The 12,210-nt window shown below is 70.0% G+C and carries 13 protein-coding genes; 4 read left to right on the top strand and 9 right to left on the bottom strand.

What is annotated here, in order from left to right; translation table 11 throughout:
- Positions 1-56: 56 nt before the first annotated feature.
- Positions 57-809, top strand: a complete 753-nt coding sequence (locus OG371_RS11945; RefSeq protein WP_329068521.1) for an alpha/beta fold hydrolase — start codon at positions 57-59, stop codon at positions 807-809.
- Positions 810-927: 118 nt separating this feature from the next.
- Here the strand turns inward: OG371_RS11945 and OG371_RS11940 are convergent, their stop codons facing one another.
- The 4 genes from OG371_RS11940 to OG371_RS11925 form a co-directional block, all read right to left on the bottom strand.
- Complete coding sequence (locus OG371_RS11940; protein WP_329068519.1) at positions 928-1,893, bottom strand: peptidoglycan recognition protein family protein; 966 nt, start codon at positions 1,891-1,893, stop codon at positions 928-930.
- Positions 1,894-1,983: 90 nt separating this feature from the next.
- Positions 1,984-2,859 carry an A/G-specific adenine glycosylase gene (locus tag OG371_RS11935; protein WP_329068516.1) on the bottom strand — a complete coding sequence of 292 codons (876 nt, stop codon included), beginning with the start codon at positions 2,857-2,859 and terminating at the stop codon, positions 1,984-1,986.
- Between the two features lie 23 nt (positions 2,860-2,882).
- On the bottom strand, positions 2,883-3,374 hold the full coding sequence (locus tag OG371_RS11930) for a beta-class carbonic anhydrase (protein ID WP_329068514.1): 492 nt from the start codon (positions 3,372-3,374) through the stop codon (positions 2,883-2,885).
- A gap of 124 nt (positions 3,375-3,498) precedes the next feature.
- Positions 3,499-4,599 (bottom strand): LacI family DNA-binding transcriptional regulator, encoded by a 1,101-nt coding sequence (locus OG371_RS11925; RefSeq protein WP_329068512.1) that lies wholly within the window; start codon positions 4,597-4,599, stop codon positions 3,499-3,501.
- Positions 4,600-4,783: 184 nt separating this feature from the next.
- On the opposite strand from OG371_RS11925, the gene OG371_RS11920 reads away from it, so the two are divergent.
- Genes OG371_RS11920 through OG371_RS11910 form a run of 3 tightly spaced genes read left to right on the top strand, consistent with a single transcriptional unit; the run spans position 4,784 to position 7,437 of the window.
- Positions 4,784-5,704: a metal ABC transporter solute-binding protein, Zn/Mn family gene (locus tag OG371_RS11920; protein ID WP_329068510.1), complete on the top strand. Its 921-nt coding sequence runs from the start codon at positions 4,784-4,786 to the stop codon at positions 5,702-5,704.
- Complete coding sequence (locus OG371_RS11915; protein ID WP_329068508.1) at positions 5,704-6,540, top strand: metal ABC transporter ATP-binding protein; 837 nt, start codon at positions 5,704-5,706, stop codon at positions 6,538-6,540. The genes OG371_RS11920 and OG371_RS11915 overlap by 1 nt, the downstream gene beginning before the upstream one ends.
- A gap of 3 nt (positions 6,541-6,543) precedes the next feature.
- Positions 6,544-7,437 carry a metal ABC transporter permease gene (locus OG371_RS11910; protein WP_329068506.1) on the top strand — a complete coding sequence of 298 codons (894 nt, stop codon included), beginning with the start codon at positions 6,544-6,546 and terminating at the stop codon, positions 7,435-7,437.
- Positions 7,438-7,448: 11 nt separating this feature from the next.
- On the opposite strand, the gene OG371_RS11905 is transcribed toward OG371_RS11910, so the two are convergent.
- From OG371_RS11905 to OG371_RS11885, 5 genes are all read right to left on the bottom strand, one after another.
- Positions 7,449-7,826, bottom strand: coding sequence for a hypothetical protein (locus tag OG371_RS11905; RefSeq protein ID WP_329068505.1), 378 nt, complete (start codon positions 7,824-7,826; stop codon positions 7,449-7,451).
- A gap of 65 nt (positions 7,827-7,891) precedes the next feature.
- Positions 7,892-9,214 (bottom strand): alginate O-acetyltransferase AlgX-related protein, encoded by a 1,323-nt coding sequence (locus OG371_RS11900; protein WP_329068503.1) that lies wholly within the window; start codon positions 9,212-9,214, stop codon positions 7,892-7,894.
- Between the two features lie 50 nt (positions 9,215-9,264).
- Positions 9,265-10,488 carry a DUF445 domain-containing protein gene (locus OG371_RS11895; RefSeq protein WP_329068501.1) on the bottom strand — a complete coding sequence of 408 codons (1,224 nt, stop codon included), beginning with the start codon at positions 10,486-10,488 and terminating at the stop codon, positions 9,265-9,267.
- A gap of 281 nt (positions 10,489-10,769) precedes the next feature.
- The gene (locus OG371_RS47395) at positions 10,770-10,907 is read right to left on the bottom strand and encodes a hypothetical protein (RefSeq protein ID WP_442876103.1); all 138 of its coding nucleotides are present in this window, start codon (positions 10,905-10,907) and stop codon (positions 10,770-10,772) included.
- A gap of 73 nt (positions 10,908-10,980) precedes the next feature.
- Positions 10,981-12,210, bottom strand: coding sequence for a DUF445 domain-containing protein (locus OG371_RS11885; RefSeq protein WP_329068499.1), 1,230 nt, complete (start codon positions 12,208-12,210; stop codon positions 10,981-10,983).

Below are 12,210 nucleotides of genomic sequence, written 5' to 3'. Positions count from 1 at the left end.
GTTCCACCCTAAGTGGTGCGATGTGATTGGCTGGCCGGCAACAGCGGGGAGATGCGATGCGACCAGGGCTGATCCGGTTCGGCGGCGACTCCGGCACGGGCGTGTCGGTGTTGTTGCTGCACGGGCTGATGGGCCGGGCCCGGACGTGGTGGCGGGTCGCGCAATGGCTCAAGCCGTACGGCGAGGTGTACGGCCTCGACGCGCGGGGCCACGGCCGCGCGCCGCACACCGGGCCGTGGACCACCGAGCAGTTCACCGCCGACGTCGCCGAAGTGCTGCGCGAGATCGGCCCGAGCGTGCTGATCGGGCACTCGATGGGCGGGCTGCACGCGTGGGCGACGGCGGCGGCGCACCCGGAGCTGGTGCGCGCCGTGGTCAGCGAGGACTTCGCGCCGGACCAGCGCGGCCGCACTGTGGAGACTTGGCGGGGCTACTTCGAAAGCTGGCCGAAGGCGTTCGAATCCCTCGCGCACGTCCGCGAGTTCTTCGGCTCGGCCGGCGACTACTTCGCCGAGTGCGTCGAGGAGCGGGACGACGGGTACCACCTGATCGCCGACCTGCCGGACCTCTACGAGATCGCCGCCGAGTGGGGCCGCCGCAGCTACTGGTCCATTGTGGACGGAATCCGGTGCCCGCTGCTGGTCGTGGAGGGCGAGGACACGGCCATGCCGGCCGGTCAGCAGGCCGCGGTCGCCGAGCGGGTGCCCGGCGCACAGCACTTCGTCGTGCCCGGTTCGGCGCACCTGCCGCACGACGAGGCGCCGGAGACCTACCGCGGGGCGGTGGAGGCGTTCCTGGCCGGGCTCTAGAACCGCCGTCAAGGCCTCCTTACCTGCGTGCCACGCGGGTAAGGAGGCCTTGACGGACTTCAGCTGGGGGTCCGGTCGGCCACGTGTGCCGCCCTCGCTGGCACACGTGACCGCCGGATCAGCGTGACGAGGCCAGCTCGGCCCGCCACGCCGCTGTCGAGCGGCCGGACGGCACGATGAGCGGCCAGACGTCCGAGCCGAGGAAACCCGATTCGTCGGCCGCGATCGCCGCCGTGCAGCTGTCCCGGGAGAGCCCGTGCGCGGCGGCCAGCGCGGCCACGGCGTCCTTTGTGGACTGGCCGAACACCCCGTCGGCCGGCACGCCGAACCCGGCGGCGCGCAGGAACGTCTGCGCGGTACGCACGTTCGGTCCGGTATCGCCGGGTTTGAGCAGCGGCCACTCCGGGGCGTCCGCCCGCGTGACGGCCACGCCCAGCACGCCGCCGACCGCCGTGCGCAGCTCCGGGAGCCGGTTGTAGAGCACCTGGCCGCAGCATTCGGTGGAGTTGAAGTCGCGGTGGCCCTTGATGAAGTCGGGGGTGATGCCGTACTGGTCGGCGATGTAGGCGATCAGCCTGACCAGCGAGTTCCACAGCGCCCCCGGCACGTCGACGCTGGTGTACAGGCCCTCGTTCTCGATGCCGAGGCACTCGCTGTTGTGGTCGGCGACGTTCGCGCCCTGCACGTGCTGCGTGCCGCCGCGCAGGATCTCCAGGCTGCGGTGCCGGCCCTCGGTGACGTAGCCGCCGCGGCTGTTCGTGAACTGCTGGCCGGTGTCGATCCAGCCGCGGGTGTCCATGTGGAAGTTCTGGATGTCGCGGGAGATCTGGAGCGCGTGCGCCAGCGAGTAGTCGGTGTTGTTGCCGGGGTCGACGGTGTGGTGCACGACGATGTAGGTCGGCTTGTGGTTCTCCACCACGATCGCGCCGGACGCGGGCCGGGCGTTCCACTCCGACGTCGGGTGGATGTCCGGCACGGCCTGCTCGCTGGCGCTCGCGGCGCGCGCGGCGGCCAGCCCCAGCGCGCCGGCCGCGGTGATCGTGAGCCCGCCCCGGAGCACGGCACGGCGAGTCGGTTCCCCCATTGCGAATTCCCTTCGCCGGAACTGCGTCGGGGGGAAACTAACCCGGGGGCAAGATCATGACAACTTCTTACCGACTTTCGTCGTACCGCGTTAGTGTTCGCCAGGCAGGGCGAACAGGCCGCCGGCCGTCTGCTCCAGCAGGCCGTCGACCAGCAACGAGTCGAGGCACCGGTCGCGTTGCCCGGCCTCGTGCCAGACCAGGTCGAGGCGCCCCTTGTCCACCGGGCCCTCGCTGCCGCGCAGCACGTCGAGCAGCAGCCCGCGCACCTGCCGGTCGGTGCCCGCGAACTTCTGCACGGGCTTGGCCGGCCCGGCGTATGCGGGCTTGCCGGCGCGCTGCCACGCGCAGTCTTCGTAAATCGGGCAGTCGGCGCAGCGCGGCGAACGCGCGGTGCAGATCAGCGCGCCGAGCTCCATCAGCGCGGCCGACATCTTCGCCGCGGGCGCGTCCTCGGCCGGCAGCAGCACCTCGACGTCGGCCATGTCGCGGGTGTTGGACGCCGGCCCGGCGTCACCGGCGCCGTGCACGGCCCGCGCGACCACGCGTCGCACGTTGGTGTCCACCACTGGCGCGCGCTTGCCGTACGCGAAGGCCGCGACGGCGCGTGCGGTGTAAGCGCCGATGCCCGGCAACGCGAGCAGAGTGTCCACATCGGACGGTACGACGTCGCCGTGCTCGGCCGCGACCACGGTGGCCGCCGCGTGCAGCCGCAGCGCGCGGCGCGGGTAGCCGAGCTTGCCCCACGCGCGCACCACCTCGCCGGTGGTCTCCGCGGCCAGCGCCGAGGGCACCGGCCAGCGCGCCATCCACTCCAGCCAGATCGGCTGCACGCGCGCGACCGGCGTCTGCTGAAGCATGATTTCGCTGACCAGCACACCCCACGCCGTGCAGTCCGGGTCCCGCCAAGGCAGGTCCCGCCCGTGTTCGGCGAACCAGTCGAGCAGCACATCCGCGTCCACAGCCACCCGGACATTGAAGCCGATGCGGTTCACTCCACCTCGGTCAGGCTCCCGGTCTTCACGTCGTAGACGAAGCCGCGCACGTTGTCGGTGTGGGCCAGGAAGTCGCTGCGCCGCACCCGTTCGATCGACACCCGCACGCTGTCCTCGACCTTGCGGAACGCCTCGACCGACCAGGTCGGGCGCAGTCCGGTGGCCTGCTCCAGCTCGTCCTTGAAGTCGTCCTCGGTCACCATCGAGAGGCCGCAGTCGGTGTGCTGCACGATCAGCACCTCGCGGGTGCCGAGCTTGCGCTGGGACAGCGCGAGCGAGCGGATCATGTCGTCGGTCACCACGCCGCCGGCGTTGCGCAGCACGTGGGACTCACCCTGGATCAGGCCGAAGATCTCGAACACCCGAACCCGGGCGTCCATGCAGGTCAGGATGGCTACCTGCAACGAGGGCTTCGGCGAGGAACGGTCGCCGGGCACGACGTTGCCGAGTTCCTGGTTGCGCTTGAGCAGGACGTCGATGGAGGTCATGGTCACCTTCCGGCCACACTTCCCCGACTACGCGGGCGGTCCCTCTCATGGAACCCGGCCGAGGCCCCGGACACAATGCGATAGGTGCGAAGTCACGGTGAATCAGGGGGCCTGGCGCGCGGTCTCAGCCGCCGAACCAGGGCTCCTCGACTGTGCGCGGCGGCGCCGAGGTGCGGCCGATCCGCAGCTCGGTGGGCAGGGTGATCACCTTCGGGCCGACCCGCTCGGCCGAGCCGAGCAGCAGCCGCCCGGCCACCTTGCCCTTCTCCAGCACCGGCTGGTGGACGGTGGTGAGGCCGGAGCGCTCGGCCTCGGAGATGCCGTCGAAGCCGGTGACGGTCAGGTCCAGCGGCACGCGCAGGCCGCGTCGCTCGGCCTCGGCCAGCGCGCCGAGCGCGAGGATGTCGGAGGTGCAGATCAGGGCCGTGACCTGCGGGTACGCGTCGAGCAGCTGGCGGGCGCCGGACGCGCCGTCGTCCACCGTGTGGTCGAAGCGCTCGACCACTGGCACGCTCGCCCAATCGACCCCGGCCTCGGAGAAGGCCGCGGCCAGCGCCTCCAGCCGGGTGCGCTGCACGTGGAAGTGGGCGCTGCTCTGGCGCTGCGGGTCGACGAAGTCGTCGTTGCGCTCGCGGCCGAGGCGCATGCAGAGCACCCCGACCTGGCGGTGGCCCAGTGACACGAGGTGCCCGGCGAGCTTGGTGACGGCGGCGGCGTCGTCCGGGCCGACGCGGTCCACACCCTCGACGCGGGGCTGGTCGATGATCACCGTCGGCACCGGGCGTTCCAGCACCGCGGCCAGGTGCGGGTCGTCGTCCGGCACGGAGTAGACGACAAAACCGTCGACCCCGGCGCGGTGCACGGCCGCGACGTCCTCGCGCCCCGGGCTCGCGGGCACCAGGTGCAGGCCGACCCCGGCGTCCTCGCAGGCGAGGGCGAGCCCTTCCAGCACGCCGACGGCGGCCGGGTCGCGGAACGCGTAGGAGAGGTTCTCGGTCAGCAGCAGCCCGACGGCGCCCGCTTTGCGCGTGCGCAGCGAACGGGCCACCGGGTCGGGACCGGGATAACCGAGCCGCCGCGCGGTCTCGAGGACGCGCCGGCGTAGTTCCGGGGAAAGCTGGTCCGGCCGGTTGTAAGCATTGGAAACGGTGGTCCTGGACACCCCGAGTTCCGCCGCGAGCGACGCCAGTGTCGCCTGCCTCCGGGTGCGAATAGGACGTCCCATCAGCAAACCGTAACGGTTCAGATCGTTTTCCAGAAGCGACACCCCTGTGGTGAGGGTCTCGATCCGCACAGTGACGAGACGGGGATCCCGCACCCGGTCGAGCGGCGTTGTCATCCGGATGGGGTAAAGTGAATCTGACAACGGTTTCCATTAGCTGTTCAGTCCCGAACCAGGAGAGTGCTCGATGAGTTCCCGCCGCACCAGGAGCGTGCTCGCCGCCGCTTCGGCTCTGACCTTGTTCGCGCTCGGCGCCTGCTCCAGCACCGGCTCCTCGGGCGGCTCGGGCTCCGGCCCCGGCTCGGGCTCGGGCGGCCAGATCAAGGCCGTCGCCGCCACCGACGTGTGGGGCAGCGTCGTGTCGGCCGTCGGGGGCGACAAGGTCCAGGTCAAGTCGATCATCCACGACCCTTCGGCCGACCCGCACTCGTACGAGTCGACGGCGGACGACGCGCTCGCCGCGCAGACCGCCCAGCTCACGCTCGCCAACGGCGGCGGTTACGACGACTTCTTCGGCAAGCTGACCGCGCAGGCCAGTGGTGCCAAGAAGCTCGTCGCCTACGACATCGCCGCGACCGGCGACGAGAACGAGCACATCTGGTACGACCTGCCCGGCGTCGAGAAGGTCGCCGACCAGGTCGCGAACGCGCTCGGCGAGATCCAGCCCGCGTCCAAGCAGCTGTTCCTGGACAACGCGAAGGCGTTCAACGGCCAGGTCGCGGGGCTGTTGAAGAAGGCCGTCGACGTCGGCGCCGCGCACCCGGGCACCAAGGTCGTGGTCACCGAGCCGGTGGCGCACTACCTGCTGGAGAGCGCCAAGATCACCGACGCGACGCCGAAGGCGTTCTCCGACGCGGTGGAGAACGAGACCGACGTGCCCGCCGCCGCGGTCAGCCAGTTCACCCAGCTGATCAAGGGCAAGCAGGTGAAGGCGCTGGTCAACAACGTCCAGACGGTCACCCCGCTGACCCAGCAGGTCGTCGCCGAGGCGAAGTCGTCCGGGGTCGCCGTGGTCGATGTGGCCGAGACGCTGCCGGCGAATGTCACGGGCTACATTGACTGGATGACCAAGGAAGTGGACTCGCTGTCCGGGGCGCTGAACAGCTGATGTCCGCCGCGCTTTCGCCGGTCCGCCCCGCGGTCCGCGTCCGCGGGGCGGGACTGGCGTTCGGCCGCCGCACCCTCTGGTCCGGCCTGGACCTCGACGTCGAGCCGGGCGAGTTCCTGGCGGTCCTGGGCCCCAACGGCTCCGGCAAGAGCAGCCTGCTGAAGGCGTTGCTGGGCATGCAGAGCTTGTCGTCGGGCAGCGTCGAGATCGCGGGCGGCCGCCCGGGCGGCGCCAACCGCAAGGTCGGCTACATCCCGCAGCAGCGCGCGATCGACGACGCGCTGACGCTGCGCGGCGTCGACCTCGTCGGCCTCGGCCTCGACGGGCACCGCTGGGGACCGGGCCTGTTCGGTCACGGGGCCCGGCGGCGCCGGGTCGCCGAAGCGATCGAGGCCGTCGGCGCCACGGCGTACGCGAGGCAGCCCGTCGGCCGGCTTTCCGGCGGCGAGCAGCAGCGGCTGCGGGTGGCGCAAGCACTGGTCGGCGACCCGTCCGTGCTGCTGTGCGACGAGCCGTTGCTCTCGCTCGACCTGGCGCACCAGCGCGCGGTGAGCGAATTGATCGACCGCCGCCGCCGGGAAGCGGACACCGCCGTGTTGTTCGTGACGCACGAGATCAACCCGGTGCTGTCGTTCGTCGACCGCGTGCTCTACCTGGTGAACGGGCAGTTCCGCATCGGCAAGCCCGACGAGGTGATGAACACCGAGGCGCTGTCCGAGCTGTACGGGACGCGGATCGAGGTGCTGCGCGTCGGCGGGCAGATCCACATCGCCGGCGCGCAGAGCGCGTTGTGCGAGGACGAACCGCACCACCACGAACAGGAAGTTGCAGGCTGAGTTGTGGACGGCATGTTCGACTTCGCCAAGACCTGGCAGCTGATCACCGCACTGCCGAGCGTGCAGACGGCGCTGATCGCGGCCGCTGTGCTCGGCCTGGTCGCCGGGATCCTCGGCCCGCTGATCGTGATGCGCCGGATGTCGTTCGCCGTGCACGGCACGTCGGAGCTGGCGTTCACCGGCGCGGCCGGCGCCCTGCTGATCGGCGTCGGCGTGGAGTACGGCGCACTGGCCGGCGCCGTGGCCGCCGCCCTGCTGCTCGGCATCCTCGGCACCCGCGACGCCGACCGCGACTCCGTGATCGGCGTGATCCTGTCCTTCGGCCTCGGCATGGGTGTGCTGCTGCTGTCGTTCTACAAAGGACGGTCGGCGAACAAGTTCGGCATCCTGACCGGCCAGATCATCACCGTGGACAGCACCAATCTGACGGCGCTGGTCATCTCGGCGGCGGCCGTGCTGCTGGTGCTCGCGTGCGTGTACCGGCCGCTGCTGTTCGCCAGCGTGGACCGCAACGTCGCCGTCGCGCGCGGCGTGCCGGTGAAGACGTTGACCGTGGTTTTCGCCCTGCTGGTGGGCGTTTCGACGGCGCTGAGCGTGCAGATCGTCGGCTCCCTGCTGGTGGTCGCCCTGATGGTGACCCCAGCCGCGGCCGCCGCCCGCGTGACGGCGAGCCCCCTGCGTGCCACGGTGCTTTCGGTGGTCTTCGCGGAGGTCGCTGCGCTGGGAGGGATCGTGCTGTCGCTGGCTCCGGGGAAACCGGTGAGCGCCTTCGTCACGGCGATCTCGTTCCTGATCTATCTGGTCTGCCGCTTGATCGCCTGGGCCCGCGACCGCCGCACCGGCGTCCGCTCCCGACCGGCCGATGCCGTTGAAACGGCACCGGTCCCGGTCGGCTGAGCGGAGCCGGGTCAGTACCCCTGCACCCAAGCCGTGCAGACGACTTCCTGGTTGTACGTGATCGGGTTCTGGAACCACGCGCAGGCGCGGTAGCGCAGCCCGCCCTGACGCGGCGTGAACTGGGTGTAGCCCTGGCCGACGGCGAGGTGGTTGGCCTGGTTGCTGTCGATCCAGACGTCCTGCGGGGAGCTCTTGGCCGCCTTGACGATGCCGGCCGGGTAGGCGGTGACGCTGACGAATCCGCCGTTGGCGTCGGTGCGGCAGTTGCGGTAGTCGCCGTGGTCGGTGCAGCCCTGGACGGCCGAGGCTGCGGGCGCGGTAAGGGCGGCTCCGCCGAGGAAGGCAGCGGCGATGACCAGCGTGGATGCGAGAATGTTCGGCTTTTTCATGAAATCGATCATCACATCCTGATGATCTTCGGGTGGGCGTTTTAGCCCGGATTGAGTAGCACTACTCACCGCACCGGGTGTGCGGCCAGCGCCGTCTTGACCGCCGAAATGAACCCGTCGTCGGTGAATGGCACCAGCCCGCCGGCGACGTTGCGCTCCACCGCTTCCAGCACGACCACCTGCGAGTTCACGAACTGGTCCACCGCGCCGGCCTGCGTGGTCTTGTCGGTGGAGTAGGCGAGGTAGGTCAGGTTCGTGAACGCCGCGTCCAGGTACCGCGAAGACGCCAGGCTGAACGAGTCGCCGTAGATCAGGGTCGGTTTGTTCACGGTGCCGTCGAGGGGGCCGGACTTGCGCTGCACCGGCTGGTCGATGCTGCCGATGAAGCCCGTGGCGCGATCGGTGACGCCGTCCGGGAGCAGGCTGTACTGCGTGTTCGTCTTCACGCCCGACTTACCGAGCAGCAGCGGCAGATCGGCGATGGCGTCGTACTGGCCGTCCGGGGTGGACATCCACGAACTGGTGCTGCCGGGCTGGATCGCCTCCGCCAGCGCGCGGGTGAGGACCAGCCCGCCCTCGTCCCGCCAGTGCGTGTCGTTCGGCGCGTAGATCGGGCGGCCGACGCGCGCCGCGGACGCCGCCAGCGCCGGGCGCAGGTCCAGCGAGCGGCCGACGGTGGTCATCTTGTACCAGTCGTTCGGCGCCGCGGCCTGCGAGCACTCCTTGCCCGGGTAGCTGCCGGGCAGGAACTGCGGCACCATCGTCGACTTGTCCGGCGTCACCACGAATTCGAACTTCCGCCCCGACGCCTCCACTGCGGCCCGCAGCTCGTTGACCTTCTTCAGCGTGGTGTCGATGTCCTGCGTCGGCGTGCACTTGGCCTCGGCGTCGTAGCCGTAGTACAGCCAGCCGTCCAGGCCCTGCACCACTTTGCGGTAGCCGGCCTGGCTGCTGCCGGGCAGGCTCGGCGCCGTCGGGCCGGTGTTCGGCGCGCTCGGCTGCTGCAGCGGCGGCGCGGGGATCGGGCCCGCGTTGGCGGCCGGGCCCTGGTCGAGCGGCGCGTCCTCGCCGAAGAGGCTGCGGCTGATGCCGTCGGCGGCCGCGATCGCGCCGGCCCGGAACGAAAGCTGGTCGGTGGCCCAGGTCGGCAGGTCGGTGAAGAAGTTGAACCCGCCGGCCAGGCTCGGGAAGCTAGCGAGCTTGTGGTTCTCGATCTCGCCGGGCCGGACCCCGAACACCCACAGCAGCGTCGGCGTGGTGAAGAACAGCAGCGCGGCGACCAGCGCCGTCATCTGCCGCTTGCCGTGCCGCGGCCGGTGGAGCGCGTGCTCGCGAGGCAGGTAGGCCTCGTGGACGGCGGGCAGCTGCTGCTGGGGTTCGGGCGGCACGCGTTCACGGTAGCCACTCGGGGTGAGCCGGGTGTGGGCAACCGCCGAACTCAGCCGAGCATCAGCAGGACCTGCAGTTCGCCGACCAGGAAGCCGATCACGCCGCCGACCGCGATCAGCTTCCACTCGTCCTGCCGGAACGCCGGGCGCAGCAGCCCTTCGAACTCCAGCGGGGTCAGCGCGAGCATCCGCTGCTCCACCATTTTCGCGACGTCCATCGCCTCGGTCAGGTAGCCCTCGGCGTACCGGGCGGTCTGCGGCAGGTCGGTCAGCGCCCGCGTCGCCGCCGCGTGTTTCATCTCCTGCAGCCGCCGCCCGCCGACGGCCAGCGCGAGCATCGGCTTCGCGACGCTGGCCTGCTCGTCCACGGCGTGCCCGACGGTCCGCTCGACCATCGCCACCAGCCGGTCGGACTTCGGCCCGCGCAGCAGCGCGTCGAGCAGGTTCGGCACGGTGAGCACCTCGTTGGCGATCAGCTCGCCGTACTGCCGGGCGACCTCGGCGCGCCGGCGCTGGAACTTGCCCTGCAGGATCACGCGGCCGACGCGCACCGGCTCCCGCGGCACGAAGATCAGCTTGATCGCCAGCCAGTCGGTGAACAGGCCGATGCAGCCGCCGAAGACCGGCAGCACGAGCGGCTGGCGGGTGAGCGCCCAGACCATGGCCTGGACCACTCCGAGCCCGAAGCCGAAGAAGATCCCGGCGCGCGCGATGAACGTCATCTCCGGCCGCGAGGTCTCGCGGATCAGCCGGACCAGCAGCGCTTTGTCCCGCGTCAGCCGCTCGACGGTCATGTGCCGGACGTCGAGCACCTCGTCCAGGTTGTCGCGCACCTCGTCCAGGAACTCCTGCACCAGCCGCGGCGCCGACGCCTGCACCTGCTTGATCAGCATCTCCTGCGCCAGCGTCGGCAGCACCTCCCACAGCCGGGGGTGGTGCTCCTCGAGTACGTCGCGCGCGATGCCGTCGACGGCGCGCAGCAACGGCTGTTCCAGCTCGCGGGTGATGATGACCGGGTCGATCTTGCCGAACACCTCGTTGATGTCCAGCAGGTTCGCGGTGAGCAGCTCGGTGGCGACCGCCGCCATCCGCCCGCCGTGCTTGGGGACCACGCCCTGCCAGCCCAGGAACGGCTTGATGCCGACGAACTCCAGCGGGCGGAACATCATCTCGATCGCGACGCGCTTGGTGACGTAACCGATCAGCGCGGCGATGAACGGCATCGTGGCGTACACCGGCCAGTGCCGCGCGAGGTCGTCCAGGACCGCGTCCACCCGGCCTCCTCCCCGCATTCGCCGGACGAACCGTATCGCACGAAGGCGGGTTCAGTGCAGCAGCAGCAACGCCTGCAGCTCGCCGGCCAGGCCGCCGATCACCGCGCCGACGGCGATCAGCTTCCACTCGTCCTGCCGGAACGCCGGCCGCAACAGCTGGTCGAATTCCAGCGCGTTCAGCCGGCGCGTCCGCCTCGACGATCGTGTTGCGCACGCCGAACGCGTTGACCGCGTAGTGCTCGGCGTGCCGGATGGTCTCACCGAACGCGTTCGGCCGCTTTTCAGGCGGCGGCCTGTTTCATTTCCTGGAATCGTTTCGTGCCGACGGCAATCGTGACGAGGCCGAACAGCGGCAGCACGATCGGCGATTTCGTGATCAGCCGGTTCAGCAATGCCCTGTCCCGCACCAGGTTCGTCACGACCATGTGCTTGATAGGTCTCCATCCGCTCGGCGTTCGCCGGCAGCACGCCCGGCACGGCAGCCGGCACGGTTCAGTGCAGCAGGAGCAGGACCTGCAGTTCGCCGACCAGTCCGCCGATGATCGCGCCGACCGCGATGAGCTTCCATTCGTCCTGCTTGAAGGCCGGGCGCAGGATTCCTTCGAACTCGATCGGCGTCAGCTGCCGCATCTTCGTGACGACGGTGTTGCGGATGTCGAGCGCGTCGGTGGCGTAACCCTCGACGTATTTCACCGTTTCGGGCAAGTACTCGATGGCTTTCGCGGCGGCGGCCTTTTTCATCTCCTGGTACTGCCGCCCGCCGACGGTCAGTGCCACGAGCGGTTTCGCGATGCTCGCCTGCGCGTCGATGGTCCGCTGCACCTCGCGGGTGATGAGCGCGAACAGCCGGTCGGCGCGCGACCCGGTGAGCACGGCCTCCATCACGTTCCGCACGGTGAGGACCTCGTCGGCGATCAGGGCGCCGTAGTCGGCGGCCACCTGCATCCGGCGTTTCTGGAACATGCCCTGCCAGGTGAAGAAGCCGAACCGGCGCGGCTCACGCGGGTAGAAGATCATCTTGAGCGCCAGCCAGTCCGTGACGAAGCCGGTGACGAAACCGAAGATCGGCATGATCAGCGGCTCCTTCGTCAGCGCCCACGCGACGAACTGGACCAGCCCGATCAGGAACCCGAACCAGATCCCGGACCGCGCGATGAAGCGGAACTCGGGTGTGGCGACGTCGCGGATCAGCCGGCAGGTGAGCGTTTTGTCGCGGACCATGGCGTTGATCAGCATCTCGTTGACGTCGAGCACGTCGTCGATGTTGGCCGAGACCTCACGCAGCAGCCGCTTCACGACCTCGGGCGCCTGCGCGCGGACCTGGTCGACGAGCAGTTGCTGGGCTCGCGTCGGGAGCAGCTCCCACAGCCGTGGCTGGTAGGTCTCCATAACTTCGCGGGTGACGTCGTCGACGGCCTTGAGCAAGGGCGTTTCGAGTTCCTTGAGCATTTCCTCCGGGTCGAGCCGGGCGAAGACCTCGCGGGGATCAAGCAGGTTCTTGGTCAGCAGGTCGACGGCCGTGGTCGCCATCCGCCGGGCGTTCGCCGGGATCACGCCCTGCCAGCCGAAGACCGGTTTGATCCCGACGAACTCCAGCGGCCGGAACATCATCTCGATCGCGACCCGTTTGGTCAGGTAGCCGATCAGCGCCGCGATGAACGGCATGGTCAGGTACACGTGCCAGTGCGTCGCGATGTCGGCGAGGATCCCCGTACCGTCCAT

Source organism: Amycolatopsis sp. NBC_01480, assembly GCF_036227205.1.
Classification (GTDB): Bacteria; Actinomycetota; Actinomycetes; order Mycobacteriales; family Pseudonocardiaceae; genus Amycolatopsis.
Note: the sequence above shows the minus strand (reverse complement) of the source record. Positions and strands in the feature narration are given on the sequence as shown.